The organism is Microvirga sesbaniae (assembly GCF_025460805.1).
Taxonomy (GTDB): Bacteria; Pseudomonadota; Alphaproteobacteria; order Rhizobiales; family Beijerinckiaceae; genus Microvirga; species Microvirga sesbaniae.
Map to the genome: position 1 here is coordinate 440,816 of NZ_JAMXFJ010000001.1, position 20,729 is coordinate 461,544.

Below are 20,729 nucleotides of genomic sequence, written 5' to 3' on the forward strand. Positions count from 1 at the left end.
TGCGGCGGGAATTGCTGGGGGAGGGCATCTGGGTTTCTCGCGTGGGAGGGCCTGGACCCTTACCCCGGTTCAGGGCCGGGGTCCATGCCGCTCATGGCCTGTCAGGGATACAGCCGTACCTTGCGCCATCCCTCGCCCTCGCGGGTGAAGACGACCCGGTCGTGGAGCCGGAACGGCTTGTCCTGCCAGAATTCGATGGAGACCGGCGCGATGCGGAAGCCCGTCCAGTAGGGGGGACGGGGCACCTCGCCGATGGCGTATTTGGCCGTGTTGAGCGCCACGGCCTTTTCCAGCGCGAAGCGGCTCTCCAGCGGGCGCGACTGCTGGCTCGCCCAGGCGCCGATGCGGCTGTCGCGCGGGCGGCTCTGGAAATAGGCATCGGCCTCCTCGTCGCTCACCAGGGTCACGGGCCCGCGGGCCCTCACCTGGCGGCGCAGGCTCTTCCAGTGCAGGACGAGCGCCGCCTTCCTCTGGCCCAGGAGTTCCTGGCCCTTGTTCGATTCCGTGTTGGTGTAGAACACGAAGCCGTTCTCGTCGAAACCCTTGAGGAGCACCATGCGGACGTTCGGCAGGCCGGTGTCGTCGACGGTCGCCAGCGCCATGGCGTTCGGATCGTTCGGCTCCGAAGCCTCGGCTTCCGCCATCCAGGCCTTGAAGAGCGCGAAGGGCTCTTCCGATTCAGTGAAGTCACCGGTTATTAACGGGTTCAATGCTTATCTCGTTCTGTGACTTAAGGTTCTGGGGGGACCCGACGCGTGACGCGGATCAATGCGCGCCGTTATAGATCAGATGCTGTCCGGAGCGAAGCCATCAAGCTGCTGGCCGTGGGCCTCATCGCCCTGTCCACGGGCGCATGCAGCTTTTCCTTCGGCCTGTCCGCCCTGGACGACGAGGAGCCCAAATCCACCGGCGCCCTCGCGGCCAAAGCCGTCACGCCCCTGTCGGCCGATCTCGACGAGGAGGACTGGCGCCGGGCCAAGGCCGCCCTCGCGGTCGCTCTCGATCCGCAGGGGCCGGGCACGCTGGTGTCCTGGGACAACCCCGCGACCAGCATGAAGGGCCATTTCACCCCCACGGGCGCGCCCTTCGTGAAGAACGACGAGATCTGCCGCACCTTCTCGGCCCATCTGAGCGGTCCGTCCTCCGCGTCCCTGAACGGGACGGCCTGCCGGCCTTCGGGCGGCGACTGGGCGATCAAGGACGTCAAACCGGTCAAGGCGCAGGCCAAGGTCTAGCCTCGCAAGGTCTAGCCTCGGCGGGCGAGGCGTTGCAGACGGGCAACACTTCGCCCATATGACCGTCAAACCCGTTGAGCTTTCAGGCTCCCATTCCGACGGTTCATGGATTCCACGATGCGAAACCCCTACGACGTTCTAGGCGTATCCCGCTCCGCGAGCGAAGCGGAGATCAAGAAGGCGTTCCGCAAGCTCGCCAAGACCTACCATCCCGACAGCAACAAGGACGATCCCAAGGCGAAGGACAAGTTCGCCGAGGCGAACTCGGCCTACGAGATCCTCGGCGACGCCCAGAAGCGCGCCCAGTTCGACCGGGGCGAGATCGACGCGGAGGGCAAGCCGCGCTTCCAGGGCTTCGAGGGCTTCGGCGGCGGGCGCGGCGGGGCGCGCTCGGAGGACTTTTCCGGGTTCAGCGGCTTTTCCGGGTTCGGCGGCGGCTCGCGCCGGTCGAGCCGGAGCACCTTCGGGGCCGATCTCGGCGACGACATCTTCTCCCAGTTCTTCGCCGATGCCTTCCGTTCGGGCGGCGAGGGCACCCGCCAGGGCCGCACCCGGTCGCAGAAGGGCGAGGACGTCGCCGCCACCCTCACCGTGACCCTCGAGGAGGTGGCCCAGGAGGCCAAGAAGCGCATCCGGCTCTCCACGGGTCGCGACGTGGACGTGGTGATCCCCAAGGGCGTCAGCGACGGCCAGGTCATCCGCCTGCGCGGCCTGGGCCAGGGCGCCCCCGGCATCGATCCCGGCGATGCGCTGCTCACCATCGCGTTCGCCCCCCATGAGCGCTTCACCCCGGAAGGGTCCGATCTGCGCCTGCGCCTGCCGGTCGAGATCGAGGAGGCGGTCCTCGGCGGCCCCGTGCGGGTGCCGACCCTGACCGGCTCGGTGGAGATGAAGATCCCGCCCATGACGAATGCGGGCCGCACCTTCCGGCTGCGCGGCAAGGGCCTGCCCACCAAGACAGGGCACGGTGACCTCCTCGTGACCACGGAGATCAGGCTGCCCGAGGTGGTGGACGAGGAGCTGTTGGACTACGCCCGCAGGCGCCGCTCGGAGAAGGCCAAGTAGAGAGCGACGTCGTCCTCCCCGTCACGACCACCCTCCCGACGTCATGGCCACGCTCCGCCCGTTCTGTCCCCTCCCATGTCATGGCCGGCCTTGTGCCGGCCATCCCGATGCGGTGAGGCGCGGCGTTCCCGACAATCGGGATCACCGGGACAAGCCCGGTGATGACGTGTGAGGGTGGTGCGGGCCGGTGATCCCATCCTTCCCACGTCATGGCCGGCCTTGTGCCGGCCATCCCGATGCGGTGAGGCGCGGCGTTCCCAACAATCGGGATCACCGGGACAAGCCCGGTGATGACGTGTGAGGGTGGGACAAGCCCGGTGACGACGTGGCGGGTGGGACGAGCCCGGTGATGACGTGGCGGGTGGTGTGAGGCGGTGATGACGTGGCGTGGATGCCCGCGGGACGGCGCCGGCCGACCCGATCGTCCCAAGGCGCATCAAGAGGTCTTCCCCCCTGACGCCGCGTCGGCTAAAGAGGCCGTTCTTTCTTGACCTGTCCAGCGACGATCTAGGTGAATCATGGCGGAGACAAAGGCCACCGGCATCCTGGCCGGTAAGCGTGGCTTGGTGATGGGCGTGGCGAACAACCGTTCGATCGCCTGGGGCATTGCGCAGGCTGCCCGCCAGCACGGAGCGGAACTCGCCTTCACCTATCAGGGCGACGCCCTGAAGAAGCGCGTGGAGCCTCTGGCGCGGGAGCTCGATGCCCATGTGGTGGGCCATTGCGACGTGACGGACGGCGCCACCATCGACGCGGTGTTCGAGGAGGTGAGGCGCCTCTGGGGCTCCATCGACTTCGTCATCCACTGCATCGCCTTCTCGGACAAGGACGAGCTCACCGGCCGCTACGTGGAGACCTCCGAGGGCAACTTCACCAAGTCGCTCCTGATCTCCTGCTATTCCTTCACGGCGATCGCCCAGCGGGCCGAGAAGCTGATGAACGACGGCGGCTCGCTCCTGACGCTCACCTATTACGGCGCCGAGAAGTGGATGCCGCACTACAACGTCATGGGCGTGGCCAAGGCCGCCCTCGAGGCCTCGGTGCGCTATCTGGCGGCCGATCTCGGCCCGAAGAACATTCGCGTCAATGCCATCTCGGCCGGTCCGATCAAGACGCTCGCGGCCTCCGGCATCGGCGACTTCCGCTACATTCTCAAGTGGAACGAGTACAACTCGCCGCTGCGCCGCACGGTCACCATCGAGGAGGTCGGCGAGACCGCCGCCTATCTCGTGTCCGACATGTCCCGCGGCATGACCGGCGAGATCCTCCACGTGGACGCCGGCTATCACGTGGTCGGCATGAAGAACCCGGAAGCGCCGGACCTGTCCCTCGACAAGGACTAGAGCATCGGACCAAAAGTGGACTCACTTTTGGTCCGATGCTCCCACCTTTTTGAAAGGCGCATCGTTCTTCGCGGAAAACCGGATCCACTTTTCCGCACGATGCGCTAGCCTCAACCTGCCGCGTCACCCCAGCGTATCGGACCGACAACCAGTGACTCCGTCCCGCCCCACGATCTACTTCATTCGCCATGGCGAGACGGACTGGAACCTGGAGGGCCGCCTTCAGGGCCAGAAGGACATTCCGCTCAACGATGTCGGCCGGGTCCAGGCCGAGGAGGCGGGCCGCAAGCTGAAGGCGCTCGTGCCGCATGTCGAGGACCTCGCCTATGTGGCGAGCCCCATGACCCGCACCCGCGAGACCATGGAGATCCTGCGCGAGACCCTGGGCCTGCATCCCGACAGCTACCGGCTCGACGAGCGCCTGGTCGAGCTGACCTTCGGCACCTGGGAGGGCATGACCTGGAAGGAGGTCCGCAAGGCCGAGCCGCAGCTCGCTGCGCTGCGCGAGCAGGACAAGTGGCACTACGCGCCGCCGGGCGGCGGCGAGAGCTACGCCATGCTGGTCGAGCGCATCCGCCCGATCCTGGACGATCTCACCCGCGACACCGTGATCGTCGCCCATGGCGGCGTCGCGCGGGCCTTCCTGTCGATCTGCTGCGGCGTGAATGCCCGGCAGGCCGCCAGCATGGACATCTGGCAGGGCCGCGTGCTCGTGATCGAGGGGCGCAGTTACCGCTGGGTGTGACGGGCCGTCGCCGGGACAACCTTCGCGGCGCTCCTGCGTTGTCAGGATATGCAATACATCTGCGATGCTCCGGGGGCGAAGACCTGGTTCAGGATCGAGACCGAGGGCGAGGCCGCGCTCGAATCCGACGCCATGGGCCATGCGGTCGAGAAGCACTTCCGCCAGGCCTGGGAGGCGGCCGCCGGCAGCTATCGGGCCGCCTCGTCGCCCTTCGTCGAGCAGAATATCGGCCTGAAGGCGCATGTGCGGCGCGCCATGCCGCTGTTCCTGACCCTGCGCGACAGTGAGGGAACGGCCCTGGCGACCGCGATGCTGCCGCCGGACGGCGAGGGGGACCGGCCTTACCGGATCATCATCGTCGGACCGGAGAACCGCGATCCCTATCCGGAGCACGGGGAGGCGATCCGCGCCCTGGGCGTCCATTTCGGCCTGACCCTCGACCGCGACCGCTGCTATCCCTACCGGTGACGGCTCATGGGCGGCCGTTCGCCCGCAGGGCTCCGCTTCACAGACCACCTTCCACGCCACCCCCAACGTCACCCCCCATGTCATCACCGGGCTTGTCCCGGTGATCCCGATCGTTGGGAACGCCGCGCCCTTCCGATCGGGATGGCCGGCACAAGGCCGGCCATGACGTGTGGAGGGTGGCAGGAAGGGCGGAGGGTGCCATGACGTGCGGAGGGTGTTCGCACCGGCCCTTGCCACCTTCTCCACGTCATCACCGGCCTTGTGCCGGTGATCCCGATTGTCCGAGGTGCGGCGCCTTTCCTGATCGGGATGGCCGGCGAGAGTCGGGTGATGACCGGCCGGCCATGACGGGGCGAATGGCACGGCCCTCTGGGTCCGTCCGATGCGCTAGGGCGGGCGGAGGGTGCGATGACAGGAGAGGCTTGCTCCCTCCAGGAACGGAGCCGTACCCTTCCGGTTATCCCTGAGCGCCGATCTCATGGGCGCTGTAGGTTCGGACGGCCATGGCCACATTCGCCGACACCCATGCCGATGACGCGAAAACCGGCACCGCCTCCCGGGCGGCGGTCCTCGGCGCCCTCGGCGTCGTGTTCGGCGACATCGGCACCAGCCCGCTCTATGCGCTCCGCGAGGCGGCGGTCGCGGCCGACCATGGCGTGCTCTCGGCCGCCACGGTCCTGGGGGTGCTCTCGCTGATCCTGTGGTCGCTCATCGTGGTCATCTCGATCAAGTACTGCCTGTTCATCCTGCGCGCCGACAACCGCGGGGAGGGCGGGATCATCGCGCTGCTCGCGCTCCTGGGCGTGCGGCGCATCCAGCCGGGCTCCTGGCGCATGTACCTCGCGGTGCTCGGCCTCGTCGGCACGGCGCTGCTCTATGCGGACGGGACGATCACGCCGGCCATCTCCGTGCTGAGCGCCGTCGAAGGCCTCGCGGTCGATTCCGACCAGTTCAAGCCCTACGTGATCCCGATCACCATGGTCATCCTGGTGACGCTGTTCGCGCTCCAGCGCATGGGCACGGGCCGGATCGGCCGGGTCTTCGGCCCGTTCATGCTGATCTGGTTCTCGGTCCTCGGCCTGCTCGGGCTCGGCGGGATCGTGGCCGCGCCCGGGGTGATCGCGGCGATCAACCCGGTCCATGCGCTGGCCTTCCTGATCAAGACGGATCTCCCGGTCACGCTCGCGGTTCTCGCCGCGGTGTTCCTCACCGTCACGGGCGGGGAGGCGCTCTACGCGGATCTCGGCCATTTCGGTCCGGCGCCCATCCGCAACGCGTGGTTCTTCGTCGTGCTGCCCGCCCTGATGCTCAACTATTTCGGCCAGGGCGCCCTCCTTCTGACGAACCCGGGCACGATCGAAAGCCCGTTCTATCACCTGGCGCCCGACTGGGCCCATTACCCGCTCGTGGTCCTGGCCACCTTCGCCACGGTCATCGCCTCGCAGGCGGTGATCACCGGAGCCTTCTCGCTGACGCAGCAGGCCATCCAGCTCGGCTTCCTGCCCAGGATGCGGGTGATCCACACCTCGACCCACGAGCGGGGCCATGTCTACGTGCCGTTCGTGAACTGGGCGCTCGCCCTGCTGACCTTCACGGCGGTCCTCGGGTTCGGATCCTCGAGCCGCCTGGCGGGCGCCTATGGGCTCGCCGTGTCGCTCGACATGGTGATCACCACGATCCTGGCGACCTTCGTGGCCCTTCACTGGGGCCATCGGCCCGTCCTCGTCTACCTGCTCAACGGGACCCTGCTGCTGGTCGATCTGGTGTTCTTTGCGGCCAACACCACGAAGCTCTTGGAAGGCGGCTGGTTCCCGCTCCTGATCGCGTTCAGCGCCGCCTTCATGATGCTGACCTGGCGCAAGGGCCAGCAGCTCGTCCAGCGCGCCCGCACGCATCTGCGCATGTCCACGAAGGACTTCCAGCATCTCCTGGAGCAGCAGCCGCCGATCCGCATCCCGGGGACCGCCGTGGTCATGTCGGCGTCGCCGACCGGGATCCCCGGGACGCTCCTGCATCACCTGAAGCACAACCGTGTGCTGCACGAGACCGTGTTCCTCGTGTCGGTCGTGGTCACCGACGAGCCCACGGTCCGGGAGGAGGGGCGCGTCCACCTGGTGCCGATCTGCGAGGGGGTTCAGCGCCTGGTCCTGCGCCTCGGCTTCACGGAGAAGCCCGACGTGCCCAAGGCGCTGCGCCATGCGGCCGCCCGCCTGCACCTGCCGGGTCTCGATCCGGATGCCGTGACCTATTACGTCGGCCGCCAGACGATCGTGGCGTCCAGGAATCTGCCCGGCATGGCGTTCTGGCGCGAGGTGATCTTCGCCATGCTGAACCGCAATGCGGAGCTGACGGCGGATTACTTCTGCATCCCGGCCGCCCAGGTGGTCGAGATCGGCAGCTCCATCGAGATCTGACCCCGGGCGGGTCCGGCTCCCGCGCCCGGAGGGCGCTCCTCGCCGGTCACGGGCGGAGCCGGCCGTCCGCGGCGGCTCCCGGTCCGTGCCCCCGTTCCAATCGAGCGCCGCCCGGGCCGGGTCGTGGGGCGTGCCTCGTCAGGCGCGACCGGCAGGAGCATGCGAACCCTGGTCCCCGTGCGACGCCCCGGGATGGCCGCTTGAGCCCGGCCGAGGAATATGCTCATATTGTGAAACATCGTTTCACTGAAGGCGATCGACCATGTACCGGCTCATGGCTGCCGCCGCAGGCCTGGCTCTGCTTACGTCTCCCGGCTCCGCCGAGACCATCGAGCGGACTGTCAAGGCCAATACCGTCTCGGCCATCGACGGATTCCTCGGCTACGAGGTCAATACCTGCTATCCGTCGGTGATCCCCGACGTGAAGGTGCGCCAGGCGCCGGCCAACGGCACCCTCCAGATCCGGCCGCACGAACAGGCGCTCGGCAAGGACACGCGCTGCCCCGGCACGAAGGTCCGCGGTCTCGCCTACGTCTATACGCCGAAAAGGGGTTTCAAGGGCGAGGATGAGGTGGTTCTCGACATCCCCTGGAGCTGGAACGACCTGGGCACACAGACGCTGATGACCAAAACGTACCGGATCCGCGTGGAGTGACGGCGGGCGGAGCATGGCAGAGTGGGCGGACGCCTGATCTGAGACCAGGGCAAGTCGAGAGGACGGGGATGAACGCATCGCGCGTGACACCTGGCCGCTTTGATTCTAAGACGCCCTGAACCTCGAGAAGCGCCATGTCCCACAACACCTTCGGCCACCTGTTCCGCGTCACCACCTTCGGCGAAAGCCACGGACCCGCCCTCGGCTGCGTGGTGGACGGCTGCCCGCCCATGATCCCGCTCGAGGCCGCGGAGATCCAGGCGGAGCTCGACCGCCGGCGGCCGGGCCAGTCGCGGTTCACCACCCAGCGCCAGGAGCCCGATCAGGTGAAGATCCTGTCCGGGGTGTTCACCGACGAGCGCACGGGACGGCAGGTGACGACCGGAACGCCGATCGCGCTCCTGATCGAGAACGTGGACCAGCGCTCCAAGGATTATTCCGAGATCAAGGAATCCTACCGCCCAGGGCACGCGGATTTCACCTACGACGTGAAATACGGCATCCGCGATTATCGCGGCGGCGGGCGCTCCTCGGCCCGCGAGACGGCGGCCCGCGTGGCGGCCGGCGCCATCGCCCGCAAGGTGCTTCCCGGGATCACCATCCGCGGCGCCCTCGTCCAGATGGGGCCGCACGCCATCGACCGCGGCAACTGGGACTGGGACGAGGTGGCGCGCAACCCGTTCTTCTGCCCGGACTCCAAGGCGGCGCAGTTCTACGAGGAGTATCTCGACGGCCTGCGCAAGGACGGCTCCTCCATCGGGGCGGTCCTCGAGATCGTCGCCGAGGGCGTTCCGGCGGGCCTCGGCGCGCCGATCTACGGCAAGCTCGATTCCGATCTCGCCGCCGCCCTGATGTCCATCAACGCGGTCAAGGGCGTGGAGATCGGCGACGGCTTCGCGGCCGCCAGCCTGCGCGGCGAGGAGAACGCCGACGAGATGCGCCCCGGCAACCAGGGCGCACCCACCTTCCTGTCGAACCATGCCGGCGGCGTGCTCGGCGGCATTTCCACCGGCCAGCCCGTGGTGTGCCGCTTCGCCGTCAAGCCGACCTCGTCGATCCTGACCCCGCGCGCCAGCGTGACCCGCAGCGGCGCCGAGGCGGAGGTGCGGACCAAGGGCCGCCACGACCCTTGCGTGGGCATTCGGGCCGTGCCGGTGGGCGAGGCCATGGTCGCCTGCGTGCTGGCCGACCATCTCCTGCGCCACCGCGGACAGGTCGGGCAGGGGCCCTCCTGGCCGTTCGGGGCGTGAGACCCTGCCGCGAGAGGTTTTGTCCTGACATCATGGCCGGGCTCGTTGCGGCCATGTCGGTCCGGTGGGGCGCGGCGCTTCAGACGATCGGGATCACCGGGACGAGCCCGGTGATGACGTGGAGGATGAGACACCCGGCTCGCGCCACCCTCCCGTGATAGGCGGCCAGCGATGACGTGGAGAGGGCCACGAGGCGGCCCGCTTTCGTCCGCACGACGCGCCGGCGATCCTGCAAAGGCTCCATTGCAGATTTTAGTTTTACTAAAATCCTCCCATCGGCTAAGCCTCCCGCATGAGACTGGCTGAGTGGTTGTCCCGCAACGGCGTGTCGCGCGTGGCCTTCGCGCGGCGGATCGGCGTCACCCCTGGCGCCGTGACCCAGCTGTGCAACTCCGAACAGGCCTGGCTCTCCCGCGACACCGCCGAATTGATCGCCCGCGAGACCCGCGGGGCGGTGACGCCCAACGATTTCCTGCCCGAATCCGCCAAGGAGGCCTGGATGCCCCATTCCGTCACCGAAGCCATCGAGGCTTTCGCCCGTGGTGAAATCGTCATCGTCACGGACGATGACGACCGCGAGAACGAGGGCGACCTCATCGTCGCCGCCTCCCTGTGCACGCCGGAGAAGATGGCCTTCATCATCCGCAACACCTGCGGGATCGTCTGCGCGCCGCTGACCGTCGCGGAGGCCCGCCGCCTGCGGCTCGACCCGATGGTGCAGGCGAACGACGCGCCGCTCGGCACCGCGTTCACGGTGACCGTGGACGTGAAGCACGGGCTGACCACCGGCATCTCGGCCGAGCAGCGCTCGAACACCGTGCGGGCGCTTGCCAACAACAACATGGGGGCGGCCGATTTCGTCCGCCCCGGCCATGTCTTCCCGCTCATCGCCAAGGACGGCGGCGTCCTCATGCGCTCGGGCCATACGGAGGCGGCCGTCGACCTGTGCCGGCTCGCGAACCTGCCGCCGGTCGGCGTGATCTGCGAGCTCGCCAACGACGACGGCACGGTGATGAAGGGCCGGCAGATCGACGCCTTCGCCGAGACGCACAACCTCAAGCGGATCTCGGTGGCGGATCTCATCGCGTACCGCCAGGCGCGGGAGAAGCTGGTCGAGCGGATCGGCACCTTCCCGGTGGAGACCCAGTGGGGCCCGTTCACCGGCTACGCCTATTCCACGCCCTTCGACAGCGTGCAGCACATCGCTCTCGTCCATGGCCGCATCGGCGACGGCACGAACGTCCCCGTGCGCCTGCACCGCGCCAATGCGCTCACCGACGTGTTCGAGGGCGGCAAGACGGTGAACGCCGCCCTGCAGCGTTTCGTGAAGGAGGGCAGGGGCGTCCTGGTCTATCTGCGCGACGGCACCGCCGGCGTGCCGACCACGTCCTTCTCGGACAACGACGAGACGGGCTCGGAGGCGATGCGCTCCAGCCAGTGGCGCGAGATCGGCCTCGGCGCGCAGATCCTGCGCGATCTCGGGGTCGCGTCGATCCGCAACTTCGCGACGTCGAGCCGTTCCTATGTGGGCCTCTCGGGCTTCGGGATCGAGCTTCTGGGCGAGGAGCCCATCGAGTGCTGAGACGGGCGTCGCCGGGCTTCGTGAAAACTGCCACGTCATCACCGGCCTTGGGCCGGTGATCTCGATCGCCTGATGCTCCGCGCTTCTCCGTATCGAGGTGGCCGGCAAGATTCGGGCGATGACCGGCCGGCCATGACGTAGGACCATGACATGGGAGAGGCCCAGCGTGCCGTGCGAGGCCCGCCTCAGGTTCCCGTCTCGCGCCCCATGAGGGCGTCGAGATGGAAGGCGGTCGATTTCGCCAGGCCTTCGAGATCGTAGCCGCCTTCGAGGACGGACACGATTCTCTGGCCGCAATGGCGCCCGGCGAGATCCATCAGCTTCTGCGTCGCCCAGGCGAAATCCGACTCCATCAGGTTCAAGCTGGCGAGCGGATCGCGCCAATGGGCGTCGAAGCCCGCCGAGATGACGATCAGGTCCGGGCCGAAATCGTGGATCCGCGGCAGGATCGCGGTCTCGACCGCCTCCCGGAACGCCTCGCTGCCGTCGCCCGCGCTCAGGGGCGCGTTCACGATGGTGCCGTGCTCGCCCGTCTCGGACAGGGCGCCCGTGCCGGGATACAGGGGAGCCTCGTGGGTCGAGCAGTAGAGCACGGTCTCATCCGACCAGAAGATGTCCTGCGTGCCGTTGCCGTGGTGGACGTCCCAGTCGAAGATCGCCACCCGCTCGGCGCCGTGGCGTGCCTGCGCATGGCGCGCCGCGATCGCCGCGTTGTTGAAGAAGCAGAAGCCCATGGCCCGGACGCGCTCCGCATGGTGCCCGGGCGGGCGCATCGCCACGAAGGCGTTGGTGGCCCGGCCCGTCATGACCTCGTCCACCGCCATCACGGCGCCGCCGGCGCCCCTGAGGGCCGCCTCGTAGGTGCCCGGCGACATGACCGTGTCCTCGTCGATCCTGACTAACCCTTCTCGGGGGCTGATGTTGCGGAGCCGGACGATGTACTCTTCCGGATGCGCGAGGGCGAGGCTCTCCATCTCGGCCATGGGCGCCTGCTCGCGGACGAGCGACGTGAACCGCTCCTTCTCGAGGGCGCGCTCGATGGCGCGGATGCGGTCCGGGCGTTCGGGATGCCCAAGCGGTGTCTGGTGGTCGAGGCTGGCCGGATGGGCGATGTAGAGCGTGGGCATGGGGCTTCTTGTGGTGGGACCTCCGCGAGTGTCGCAGCGTCACGAGCGGCTGTCCATGTTGTTGCGATGCAACACTTTCGGATGCGGAGCCGTGCCATGGTGTGTTTCGATTCGACTTGACGACGTCACGGCCTATAACGCGGCCTGAAACGAAATCCTGTCTCGCCCCGAGCCTTAGTCTGCAGAGCTTTACACGATGCGCCTTTTCCGTCTGCCCCTTCTTTTGGCAATGATCGCGGCTCTGGCCGGATGCAACTTCAAAGGTGTCCCGGACCCGCAGGTCTCGGCCCGCGACACCGAGTGGATGGCGCAGGTGCCGACGGCCGAGGCCGATCCGCGCTTCGGGCGCTACATGATCGACGATCCGACCGGCGAGGCGCCCGGCACCATCGTGGTCGACACCAAGGAGCGCCAGCTCTATCTCGTCCAGCCGAACCGGAAGGCGATCCGCTACGGCGTCGCGGTCGGCGACGAGGCCTATGGCTGGACCGGCACGGCCACCATCGCCCGCAAGGCGGAATGGCCGGACTGGAACCCGCCGGCCGAGATGAAGGCCCGCTGGCCGCACGTCCAGTACACCAAGGGCGGCCCGGCGAACCCCCTCGGGGCGCGGGCTCTCTATCTTTACGAAGGCAACAAGGACACGCTCTACCGCATCCACGGCACCAACGAGCCGGAGAAGATCGGCCATGCGGTCTCGTCGGGCTGCATCCGGATGCGCAACATCGACGTGATCGACCTCTACAACCGCGTGTCCCTGAACACGAAGGTCATCGTCCGCTGACGGGCACGGCCGAAGTCCACAATGAAAAGAGCGCCCGGGAGGCGCTCTTTTTGTTTCTGAAAAGGGATCTCAGCCGAGAATCGCTTCCTTGCGCAGGATGGCCGGAAGCTCGGTGGCCTTCGGGCGGCTCTCCTGCCGCTTGGCGGCCTGGACGGCGGCCGCGAGGGCGGGCAGGGCGACGGCCTTGAAAGCCGGAATGGAGGGGGCAGTGTTCTGTTCGCCGGGACGGGTCCGGCGGTCTTGGGCGTGTTGAATCATGAATCCTCTCTCGATCATGGGCTGTCTTTGCAACCTGTTCTTATGATCCGGCTGCCTGTGACTGCTTTGGGGCGGACCTGTGATCATGTGCTGGCTTGGCTGCAGATGAACGGTCCAAGGTGAATGGAGTCTTAACGCTGCAACATTCCTGCGCCCGCCGGGGCGAAGTCCTGCGAGGTCCGGGATCCCGGCCTGGGGGGGGGCGCGGGCCCCCCGCGGGGGGGGCAGAGGGCGCGGGAGGCGCGGGGGGAGTGGTCGGGCACCCGGGCCGGGCGAATCGCCCGCCCCGGGTGGGTCCGTCCGATGCGCCGGTCAAGAGAGGGAGCCTCGGATCAATCCCAAACCTTGGTCCACTTTCGGGTCCGATGCACGAGCCCGCGGCCGCAGGGCCAGGATCGACACCAGGACGAGCGCGCCGATCATGCCCACATGCTCGCCGGCCGTATGGAGCGCCATGACGGCCCGTTCACCCTCCAGCCGCCAGAAGGCGTGGACGATCAGGATGGTCAGGAAGGTGAAGACGCCGAGCGCGCCGGCGCCGAGCCAGGTCCAGCGGTTCGCGATGATGAGCGCCGACCCGGCCAGCTGAACGACGATCGTGAGGCTGTTGTAGAGCCACGCCGGCTCGAGGCCGAACTGGCGCATCTCCGCCACCCCGCCGGAGAAGTCCAGGAGCTTGATGAGACCGCTGGCCCAGAACGGAAAGGTGAGCAGGATGCGGGCGGCGATTTCCGTCCCCCGGCTCGAGAGCAGGGCGCCGATCCAGCGTGGCGTGATCGCAGGCGTGATCGCAGGTGTGGTCGCAGGTGTGCTCGGAGGTGTGGTCGCAGGTGTCATGGCGGCTTCCCCTTGTTGACGTTGGAGCATCGTTGACTGCGAAAAACCGGGTCCACTTTTTCGCACGATGCGCTGGGTCAGACGGGGAGCCTTCTAGGGTCAAGCTTCCCTAGAGGCTGTGCGCGCCCGCACCTCTGGCGAAGGCCTCGCCGTCCCTCAGCCCTATCTCGTAGGCCTTGCGGATGCCGGCCGGGTTGGTGATGTCGAACTGCCCGATGGGGACGGGGGCCGAGGGCTGGATGTAGGTGCGGCCCTTCACGTTCGGGAAGGCGCGGTAGAGGCGGGAGAGGACGACCAGGGTCCGGCCGCCCAGCTCCTCGACCGGCAGCAGGGGCTCGGTCGGAACGTTGTCCACGAGCCCGCCGTCGAGCGCCGCCATGCCGCCGACGAGGCCGACCGGCATGAAGGGCGGCACGCTGGCGCTCGCCATCAGGGCGGCCGAGAGCTCCGCCGGCGAGGCAAGATCCTGCACCCGGATGAATTCGGGGCGAAACCCCAGGGCGCGTCCGCCGCGCGGATGAACGGGCGCGCGCCATTTCTTCTCGATCTGGTAGGTGGCGATGCCCAGGGGAACGGCCAGCGAGAGGGGCAGGCGGCGCGGCTTGCGGGCGAGCCCGATCAGGACGCTCGGGCCCTGCTTCAGGCGCTCCAGGGCGCTCTCGTCGATGATGGCCTCGATCAGGCTGCGGTACATGAGCGAGACCGGCCAGGGCGAGCCCTCGCTGCGCCAGGCGCGCCACTCGAAATTGCGCCGACCCAGGCTGCAGCCCTCCGCCACCATCTCGTTGACGCGCCGTCCGAGCCCGAGAAGGCTGTAGCAGGCCGACCAGGCGCCCGCGCTCACGCCGACGACCATGGCGGGCTTCAGGCCCAGGAGGGGAGCGGCGGCTTCCCAGAAGCCGCCTTGCCAGTAGCAGCGGTTGCCGCCGCCTGCGAATGCCACCGCGTCGAACATGGGAGGCCTATCGGGTTTTCGCCGAGGCGGCGTCCTCCTCGGTCCTGGCCCGGTCGCGCCAGGCCAGGACGATGCGCTCCAGCTCGGCGAGATCCTGGGCCGGGAGCGTTCCGAGAGTGCGCATGACATAGGCGCGCTGCGCGGCGATCCCGCGGTTGGCGAGATCGCGGCCCTTCGGGGTCAGGTACAGGGCGTTGGAGCGTCGGTCGCCGGGGATCGACCGGCGCTCGACGAGACCCGCCTCGACCATGCGGTCGAGAAGCCCCGACACGTTGCCCTTGGTGACGTAGAGGCGCTCGGCCAGTTCCTGCTGGCTCATGCCCTCGCGCTCGGTGAGCGTGGAGAGCAGGTCGAATTGCGGGATCGACAGGCCGAGCTCCTTGAGCTCCGTCGCGACCGCATTGGTGGCCCGGCGGTTCAGGCGAATGAAGCGGAACCAGATCCGCAGAGGATCGGCGGATTCGACGGGGGCGTGAACGGGTGCGGACGACATCAAAGGCTTCAGGCTCCTCACGGGGCAATAGTTTATATTGAAACCATTTCCCCCGTCACCCCTCGCGAAGGGGGGACGGGGCGCTTTACCCGGAAAATGCCGCCGCGGCTGACGTTACGGCCGCTTGCATGTTGATATATTGTATCATATTATGCAGGAAAGTGGATCCGGTCTTCGCTGACGCGGCCCTGCGGGTTCGCCCCGAACGATGCGCTCTTCGAAAAGGGGAGCATCGGACGTGAACTTTGGGCCTAATGTTCATGGCCGATGCTCTCGTGTTGAACCGTGAGGGCCGGCATTCCAACGCCGGTGTTACGAAGGCCTGACGATGACCCTCCCTCTCCTCGCCGACGGACCGGCTCCCGCACCGTCGCGTTCGCCCATGGCCTTCTCGGGACAGGGCCGCGAATTCATGAACCTTCTGATCGCGGGAAGCCTCTTTCAGATCCCGACCTTCGGCTTCTACCGGTTCTGGCTCATTACCAGACTGCGCCGCCACCTGTGGGCCCATACCGAGATCGCCGGCGAGGCGTTCGAGTATACCGGCACGGCCAGGGAGCTGCTCATCGGCTTCCTCATCGCGCTGGCGATCCTGGGGCCGCTCTATATCGCCTATGCGATCCTCGGCATCCTCCTCGAGGAGACCTATGCGTTCGCCAGCGTTCCGCTCGTGGTCATCATGTATGTGCTGGCTCATTTCGGCAGCTATCGCGCCCGCAAGTATCGCGCGAGCCGGACGGTGTTCCGGGGCATCCGGTTCTGGATGACGGGATCCGGATGGCCCTATGCCGCCCGGGCCATCCTGTGGGATGTCGCCACGGTTCTGACCCTCGGTCTCGCGTTGCCCTGGGCCCTGGCGTCCCTCGAACGCTACAGGATGCGCAACACCTATTTCGGCAGCATCCGGGGCGACTTCGCCGGGACGGGCTGGGGGCTGTTCAAGCGGGTATGGTGGATCTGGCTGGTGGGATTCGCGGGTCTCCTCGGCCTTGCGCTGCTCGTCGTCGTCCTGACCTTCCTGTCTCCGGGACGGAGGGCCCTGGAGGCGATGGCTGTCCTGCTGACCCTGCTCGGCATGGCGCTCTTCCCGCTCGCCTTGGCGATCGTCACGCGCTGGCGCGTCGAAGGCCTGCGTTTCGGCGACGTCACCACGGCAAGCCGCCTCCGGGCCCGCACCTGTTACGGGCTCTTTGTCAAGCTCGTCTTCTCGGCCCTCGGCTTCCTGCTGGCTTTCGTCATCACGGTCGGGTTGGTGGGCTTCCTGGCCGCCAGGGTCGTCAAGGACGTCGTGACGGCATCCGGCGCGCTCTCCTGGCTCTCGGTCGGGGTGGGCCTTGTGGTGGCGGTCGGCTACCTCGTCGCCCTGCTGGGTCTCGGGATCCTCCAGCGCTATTTCCTCGGGCGTGGCCTGTGGGTGGCCGTCGTGGCGTCGACGACGATCACCAATCTGGAATCGATCGACACGGCCGTGGCGGCTGGCCAACCGGCCGGCGTTCTGGGAGAAGGATTGGCCGACGCCCTCGATTTCAATGTCGGCCTGTGAGGTCGGCCATGGCGGGTGCGGTATTCTATGACGGCGAAAGCGCCCGCCGCAGACCGGTTTCTCTGAACGTCACCCGGTCCGCCATCGACATCCACGAGGGCGCCGAATGGATCGCCTCCTGGCCCTCCGCGGAGGTGAGACGGCGGGACGCGCCCGACTGCGTCCTGCGGCTCACCCGTGAAGGCGCGTCGTCCCTGGCGCGCCTCGATGTGGCCGATGCGGACCTTCAGGCCGCCATCCGCGCGTCCTGCACGCAGCTCGAAGGGCCCGACCGGCGCGAGCGGGCGGGGCGGATCCTGGTCTGGTCCCTTGCGGCGACGGCATCGATTCTTCTCTGCGTCGTCCTGCTGCTTCCGATCCTGGCCGAGCGGCTGACCCCGCTCATTCCCGTTTCCTTCGAACGCCGGCTCGGCGCGGCCGTCGACAATCAGGTGAGAACGATCTTCACGGGCAGGGTCTGCGAGGACCCTCGCGGGCATGCGGCCCTCGGGACTCTCGTGGCGCGCCTTCAGGCTGCGCATCCGGGCGGTCCCACGGTGGATGTCGCCGTGCTCGACACCAGGGTGCCGAACGCCATCGCGCTGCCGGGCGGGCGGATCTATCTGTTCCGCGGGCTTCTGGACAAAGCCGAAACCCCCGATGAGCTCGCCGGGGTGCTGGCCCATGAAATGGGCCATGCAGCGCATCGCGACGGCCTGCGCAAGATGATCCAGGCGGGCGGCACCTCCTATCTCCTCGGCCTGCTGTTCGGCGACGTGTCGGGCGGCGGCGCCATCGTGTTCGTCGGCCGCTACCTCGTCGACAGCGCCTATTCCCGCGACACGGAGGCAGCCGCGGACGATTTCGCCGGCAGGACCATGGGGTCTCTGGGCCGGCCGGCCCATGCCATGGTCCTTTTGCTCAAGCGCATCGAAGGCAAGGATGATGGGGAGGGCGGGAACGATTCCCGGATCCCGGCTTTTCTCTCCACCCACCCGGTCACCGACCAACGGCTGAAAGCTTTGGAAAAACAGGTGCCATCCCGATCCGGCGAGCCTCTTCTCGATCAACAGGAGTGGCGCGCGCTCAAAGAGATTTGTAAGACGACCTGATGCGCCGTCTCATCATCGAAGAACCGGTCTCCCGTCCGGCGAAGTGGTCTCCCGCGCTGGCATGGTTCGCGCTCGTCGTTACCGTGCTGGCTGTTCTCATGATCCGCTTCAACCGGATCGATTATCAATCCGGCTTCATCGCCCTCGGCGCCGGCATCGCCATGGCGCTCCTGGCCGTGGTCATGGCCTTCATGGGGTTCGTCCGCATCTGGCAGGAGGGCCGCCAGGGGCTGGGCAGCGCCATCCGGGGCGTTCTCATCGCGGCCCTCGTTCTCGCCTATCCGGGCTTCATGGCGCTCAAGGCCGCGACCCTGCCGCCGATCACCGATGTCAGCACCGACACGGACGACCCGCCGTCGTTTTCCCGCTCGCGCGCCGCGCTGGCGGCCCGTGACGGCCGCATCCCTCCCGATGTGCCGCCGGAGACGCGCGAGATGCAGCGGGCGTCCTACGTGCAGATCGCGCCGCTCACGCTCGATATCGGGCCGGACGAAGCCTTCGCGATCGTGCAGAAGGCCGCCCACAATCTCGGCTGGCAGGTGATCGAGGCCGTGCCGCCCGGCGGCCGCGTCGGCCTGGGACGGCTGGAGGCGGTGGACCGGACGCGCCTGCTCAAGATGCCGAGCGACATCACCGTGAGGGTCCGCCCGCGCGTCGACGGCACGCGGATCGACATCCGCTCGGCCTCGCGCTTCGGCAGCCACGATCTCGGCGCCAATGCCGGTCATATCCGCGACTTCCTCGAAGAGGCGTCGAACCTGGCGATCGCAGTACGGTGAGAGATCATCGTGCTCTCACGTCATGGCCGGCCAGTGATCACGCGCTTCTCGCCGGCCATCCCGATCAGGTGAAGCGCGGCGCCTCTCGCATCGGGATCACCGGCACAAGGCCGGTGATGACGGGGAGAATGTGGTCAGGGCCGGCTTGCATGTCCCGGCCGTGGATGCCGGTTACGCGATCCGGTACTCGCTGTCGAGGGCGGGAATGCCGTCGACGGCCGCCTGGCCCTTCGCGACCAGGTCTTCCAGATGGGCGAAGACGGAGAGACCCGCGGCTCCGACCAGGGCGGGATTCAGGCCCTGATAGATCGCCGCGACGATCGCCGGGATCGTCCGGTCTCCCGCCCTCAGCCGGTTGAGGATCGAGGCCTCGCGCTGGCGCCGGTGGTGGATGAGGGCGCGCACGAAGCGCTGGGGTTCCTGCACCGGACCGCCGTGGCCCGGCCAGTACAGGGTTTCCTCCCGGCCCTTCAGCTTGTCGAGGGATTCCATGAAGGCGCTCATCGATCCGTCCGGCGGCGCCACCACGGTGGTGGACCACGCCATCACGTGATCGCCGGAGAACAGCGCCTTCTCCTCCGGCAGCACGAAGGCGAGGTGGTTGGCCATGTGGCCCGGGGTGGCGAGCGCCGCGAGGGTCCAGCCGCGGCCCGCGACGGCATCGCCCTCGCGCAGTTCGCGGTCAGGCGCGTAGTCCCTGTCGGAGCTGGCCTCGAGGGAATTGACCTCCCCGGCGAACAGGGCGCGCGCGCTGTGGTGGGCGGCGCAGCCGACGATCTCCGCCCCCGTGGCGTCCTGGATGGCCCGGGCGGCAGGGGAGTGGTCCTTATGGGTGTGGGTGACCAGGACATGGGTCACCGTCTCGCCCCGCACCGCATCGAGGAGCGCCCCGATATGGGCTGGCGCATCGGGACCAGGGTCGATGATGGCGACCTGTCCCGTCCCGACGATATAGCTGCAGGTTCCGGTGAAGGTGATCGGGCCGGGGTTGTCGGCGACGATCCGGCGGACCAGGGGACTCACCCGCACGCATTCCCCGGACCTGGCCGGCGGGCGGATGTCGAAGGTGAGATCGTCGGCCATGGGGAGTCCTCGGGGCGAATCCTCGGGGCGAATCCTCGGGGTGTCTGTCGCTTCCTAACCGACCTCGAGCCGGCCGCAAGAGCATCGGACGTGAAAAGTGGGCCCACGTTTCACGTCCGATGCTCCCACCTCCTTGAAGAGCGCATCGTTTTGTCCCGGGGCCGGGATTGGACCAAAGGGTGTCGACAACGCCGGGAAATGCGCGCGCCTGCGGCTTGAGGCAGGGGCCGGACCTCCCTATAAGGCTTGATGAGCCGCCACGCGAATGGCGGAACGATCTGGAGATTCAATTCATGACGACCGGCGTCTCTTCGCTGTCTTCTCCGTCGACCCTGGTCGGCCTCCTCTGGCCGTCGCGGGGCGACGTCCGCTTCGCTGCCCTTCGCGCCATCGTGCTGATGGTCGCCGGCACGGCGCTTCTGACCCTTTCGGCCAAGGTCCAGGTGCCGCTTCCTTTCGTCCCGATGACTCTCCAGACCCTGGTGGTGCTGCTCATCGGCGCGTCCTTCGGCTGGCGCCTCGGCGGGGCGACCGTCGCCCTCTATCTCGCGGAAGGCGCCATGGGCATGCCGGTCTTCGCCGGTCCGACCGCCGGCATCGGTTACCTGATGGGCCCGACGGGCGGCTTCCTCTTCGGCTTCCTGGCCGCCGCCATCGTGATGGGCTTCATGGCCGAGCGCGGCTGGGATCGCTCGCTCCCGCGGGTCATCGTGATGATGGCCATCGGCCATGCGGTGATCTTCGCCTTCGGCCTGGCGCAGCTCTCCCTGGTGATGCCGTTCGCGAAGGCCTGGACCGTAGGGGCCGCCCCGTTCGTGGCCGCCACCCTGGTGAAGACCGCCCTGGCCGTGGCCCTCATGCAGGCGGCCTGGTCGGTCACCCGTCGCGGCGACAAGGCCTGATCCGGCCCTTCGAACCCGATGGTTCCGGAAGCCGCCTTCGGGCGGCTTCTTCGTTTTAGAGCATCGGACGCAAAAGTGGGAACCGGTTTTGCGTGAAAAGATGCTCCAAAACAAAAGCCT

22 protein-coding genes are annotated in these 20,729 nt (G+C 67.8%); 14 read left to right on the plus strand and 8 right to left on the minus strand.

The window, feature by feature from the left end; translation table 11 throughout:
* Positions 1–101 precede the first annotated feature (101 nt).
* Positions 102–710, minus strand: a complete 609-nt coding sequence (gene pdxH, locus OCW50_RS02040) for a pyridoxamine 5'-phosphate oxidase (protein ID WP_262272922.1) — start codon at positions 708–710, stop codon at positions 102–104.
* Between the two features lie 45 nt (positions 711–755).
* Between pdxH and OCW50_RS02045 the strand changes: the two genes are divergently transcribed.
* From OCW50_RS02045 to aroC, 8 genes are all read left to right on the plus strand, one after another.
* Complete coding sequence (locus OCW50_RS02045; protein ID WP_262296248.1) at positions 756–1,235, plus strand: RT0821/Lpp0805 family surface protein; 480 nt, start codon at positions 756–758, stop codon at positions 1,233–1,235.
* Positions 1,236–1,352: 117 nt separating this feature from the next.
* Entirely contained in the window at positions 1,353–2,300 is a 948-nt protein-coding gene (locus tag OCW50_RS02050) for a DnaJ C-terminal domain-containing protein (RefSeq protein ID WP_262296249.1), read from the plus strand.
* Positions 2,301–2,818: 518 nt separating this feature from the next.
* Positions 2,819–3,643 (plus strand): enoyl-ACP reductase FabI, encoded by an 825-nt coding sequence (fabI, locus tag OCW50_RS02055; RefSeq protein WP_262273342.1) that lies wholly within the window; start codon positions 2,819–2,821, stop codon positions 3,641–3,643.
* A 151-nt stretch (positions 3,644–3,794) separates the two neighbouring features.
* Entirely contained in the window at positions 3,795–4,388 is a 594-nt protein-coding gene (locus OCW50_RS02060; protein WP_262273343.1) for a histidine phosphatase family protein, read from the plus strand.
* 48 nt (positions 4,389–4,436) lie between these two features.
* Positions 4,437–4,856 carry a hypothetical protein gene (locus OCW50_RS02065; protein ID WP_262273344.1) on the plus strand — a complete coding sequence of 140 codons (420 nt, stop codon included), beginning with the start codon at positions 4,437–4,439 and terminating at the stop codon, positions 4,854–4,856.
* A 503-nt stretch (positions 4,857–5,359) separates the two neighbouring features.
* Positions 5,360–7,270, plus strand: coding sequence for a potassium transporter Kup (locus OCW50_RS02070; protein ID WP_262296250.1), 1,911 nt, complete (start codon positions 5,360–5,362; stop codon positions 7,268–7,270).
* A 262-nt stretch (positions 7,271–7,532) separates the two neighbouring features.
* A complete protein-coding gene (locus tag OCW50_RS02075; protein ID WP_262296251.1) occupies positions 7,533–7,925 on the plus strand; it encodes a hypothetical protein in 393 nt (130 codons plus the stop codon).
* A 134-nt stretch (positions 7,926–8,059) separates the two neighbouring features.
* Entirely contained in the window at positions 8,060–9,175 is a 1,116-nt protein-coding gene (gene aroC, locus OCW50_RS02080; RefSeq protein ID WP_262296252.1) for a chorismate synthase, read from the plus strand.
* A gap of 79 nt (positions 9,176–9,254) precedes the next feature.
* Here aroC and OCW50_RS02085 read toward each other — a convergent pair whose 3' ends face one another.
* Complete coding sequence (locus OCW50_RS02085; RefSeq protein WP_262296253.1) at positions 9,255–9,389, minus strand: hypothetical protein; 135 nt, start codon at positions 9,387–9,389, stop codon at positions 9,255–9,257.
* Positions 9,390–9,467: 78 nt separating this feature from the next.
* Here OCW50_RS02085 and ribB point away from each other — a divergent pair, with 78 nt between their 5' ends.
* Entirely contained in the window at positions 9,468–10,757 is a 1,290-nt protein-coding gene (ribB, locus tag OCW50_RS02090; RefSeq protein WP_262296254.1) for a 3,4-dihydroxy-2-butanone-4-phosphate synthase, read from the plus strand.
* A 185-nt stretch (positions 10,758–10,942) separates the two neighbouring features.
* Here the strand turns inward: ribB and OCW50_RS02095 are convergent, their stop codons facing one another.
* Complete coding sequence (locus OCW50_RS02095) at positions 10,943–11,884, minus strand: histone deacetylase family protein (protein WP_262296255.1); 942 nt, start codon at positions 11,882–11,884, stop codon at positions 10,943–10,945.
* Between the two features lie 196 nt (positions 11,885–12,080).
* On the opposite strand from OCW50_RS02095, the gene OCW50_RS02100 reads away from it, so the two are divergent.
* Entirely contained in the window at positions 12,081–12,668 is a 588-nt protein-coding gene (locus OCW50_RS02100) for a L,D-transpeptidase (RefSeq protein WP_262273351.1), read from the plus strand.
* 69 nt (positions 12,669–12,737) lie between these two features.
* Here the strand turns inward: OCW50_RS02100 and OCW50_RS02105 are convergent, their stop codons facing one another.
* The 4 genes from OCW50_RS02105 to OCW50_RS02120 form a co-directional block, all read right to left on the minus strand.
* Positions 12,738–12,926, minus strand: a complete 189-nt coding sequence (locus tag OCW50_RS02105) for a hypothetical protein (protein ID WP_262296256.1) — start codon at positions 12,924–12,926, stop codon at positions 12,738–12,740.
* Positions 12,927–13,238: 312 nt separating this feature from the next.
* Positions 13,239–13,763, minus strand: a complete 525-nt coding sequence (locus OCW50_RS02110; protein WP_315974388.1) for a DoxX family protein — start codon at positions 13,761–13,763, stop codon at positions 13,239–13,241.
* A 109-nt stretch (positions 13,764–13,872) separates the two neighbouring features.
* Positions 13,873–14,718 (minus strand): patatin-like phospholipase family protein, encoded by an 846-nt coding sequence (locus OCW50_RS02115; protein WP_262296257.1) that lies wholly within the window; start codon positions 14,716–14,718, stop codon positions 13,873–13,875.
* A gap of 7 nt (positions 14,719–14,725) precedes the next feature.
* On the minus strand, positions 14,726–15,211 hold the full coding sequence (locus OCW50_RS02120; RefSeq protein WP_262296258.1) for a MarR family winged helix-turn-helix transcriptional regulator: 486 nt from the start codon (positions 15,209–15,211) through the stop codon (positions 14,726–14,728).
* Between the two features lie 328 nt (positions 15,212–15,539).
* On the opposite strand from OCW50_RS02120, the gene OCW50_RS02125 reads away from it, so the two are divergent.
* The 3 genes from OCW50_RS02125 to OCW50_RS02135 are packed head-to-tail and all read left to right on the plus strand — an operon-like array spanning position 15,540 to position 18,624.
* Positions 15,540–16,754 (plus strand): YjgN family protein, encoded by a 1,215-nt coding sequence (locus OCW50_RS02125; RefSeq protein ID WP_262296259.1) that lies wholly within the window; start codon positions 15,540–15,542, stop codon positions 16,752–16,754.
* A gap of 8 nt (positions 16,755–16,762) precedes the next feature.
* On the plus strand, positions 16,763–17,845 hold the full coding sequence (locus OCW50_RS02130) for a M48 family metallopeptidase (RefSeq protein WP_262296260.1): 1,083 nt from the start codon (positions 16,763–16,765) through the stop codon (positions 17,843–17,845).
* Positions 17,845–18,624, plus strand: coding sequence for a DUF1499 domain-containing protein (locus OCW50_RS02135; RefSeq protein ID WP_262273358.1), 780 nt, complete (start codon positions 17,845–17,847; stop codon positions 18,622–18,624). The genes OCW50_RS02130 and OCW50_RS02135 overlap by 1 nt, the downstream gene beginning before the upstream one ends.
* Positions 18,625–18,795: 171 nt before the next feature.
* Here the strand turns inward: OCW50_RS02135 and OCW50_RS02140 are convergent, their stop codons facing one another.
* On the minus strand, positions 18,796–19,707 hold the full coding sequence (locus OCW50_RS02140; protein WP_262296261.1) for an MBL fold metallo-hydrolase: 912 nt from the start codon (positions 19,705–19,707) through the stop codon (positions 18,796–18,798).
* Between the two features lie 293 nt (positions 19,708–20,000).
* Here OCW50_RS02140 and OCW50_RS02145 point away from each other — a divergent pair, with 293 nt between their 5' ends.
* The gene (locus OCW50_RS02145) at positions 20,001–20,609 is read left to right on the plus strand and encodes a biotin transporter BioY (protein ID WP_262296262.1); all 609 of its coding nucleotides are present in this window, start codon (positions 20,001–20,003) and stop codon (positions 20,607–20,609) included.
* The last annotated feature ends 120 nt before the right edge of the window (positions 20,610–20,729 follow it).

Coding starts and splice junctions, on each gene's coding strand:
- OCW50_RS02105 (WP_262296256.1), bottom strand. CDS start 12,926: ATGATTCAACACGCCCAAGACCGCCGGACCCGTCCCGGCGAACAGAAC.
- OCW50_RS02065 (WP_262273344.1), top strand. CDS start 4,437: ATGCAATACATCTGCGATGCTCCGGGGGCGAAGACCTGGTTCAGGATC.
- fabI (WP_262273342.1), top strand. CDS start 2,819: ATGGCGGAGACAAAGGCCACCGGCATCCTGGCCGGTAAGCGTGGCTTG.
- OCW50_RS02125 (WP_262296259.1), top strand. CDS start 15,540: ATGACCCTCCCTCTCCTCGCCGACGGACCGGCTCCCGCACCGTCGCGT.
- OCW50_RS02050 (WP_262296249.1), top strand. CDS start 1,353: ATGCGAAACCCCTACGACGTTCTAGGCGTATCCCGCTCCGCGAGCGAA.
- OCW50_RS02100 (WP_262273351.1), top strand. CDS start 12,081: ATGCGCCTTTTCCGTCTGCCCCTTCTTTTGGCAATGATCGCGGCTCTG.
- OCW50_RS02130 (WP_262296260.1), top strand. CDS start 16,763: ATGGCGGGTGCGGTATTCTATGACGGCGAAAGCGCCCGCCGCAGACCG.
- OCW50_RS02135 (WP_262273358.1), top strand. CDS start 17,845: ATGCGCCGTCTCATCATCGAAGAACCGGTCTCCCGTCCGGCGAAGTGG.
- aroC (WP_262296252.1), top strand. CDS start 8,060: ATGTCCCACAACACCTTCGGCCACCTGTTCCGCGTCACCACCTTCGGC.
- ribB (WP_262296254.1), top strand. CDS start 9,468: ATGAGACTGGCTGAGTGGTTGTCCCGCAACGGCGTGTCGCGCGTGGCC.
- OCW50_RS02075 (WP_262296251.1), top strand. CDS start 7,533: ATGTACCGGCTCATGGCTGCCGCCGCAGGCCTGGCTCTGCTTACGTCT.
- OCW50_RS02070 (WP_262296250.1), top strand. CDS start 5,360: ATGGCCACATTCGCCGACACCCATGCCGATGACGCGAAAACCGGCACC.
- OCW50_RS02120 (WP_262296258.1), bottom strand. CDS start 15,211: ATGTCGTCCGCACCCGTTCACGCCCCCGTCGAATCCGCCGATCCTCTG.
- OCW50_RS02145 (WP_262296262.1), top strand. CDS start 20,001: ATGACGACCGGCGTCTCTTCGCTGTCTTCTCCGTCGACCCTGGTCGGC.
- OCW50_RS02110 (WP_315974388.1), bottom strand. CDS start 13,763: ATGACACCTGCGACCACACCTCCGAGCACACCTGCGACCACACCTGCG.
- OCW50_RS02115 (WP_262296257.1), bottom strand. CDS start 14,718: ATGTTCGACGCGGTGGCATTCGCAGGCGGCGGCAACCGCTGCTACTGG.
- OCW50_RS02095 (WP_262296255.1), bottom strand. CDS start 11,884: ATGCCCACGCTCTACATCGCCCATCCGGCCAGCCTCGACCACCAGACA.
- OCW50_RS02140 (WP_262296261.1), bottom strand. CDS start 19,707: ATGGCCGACGATCTCACCTTCGACATCCGCCCGCCGGCCAGGTCCGGG.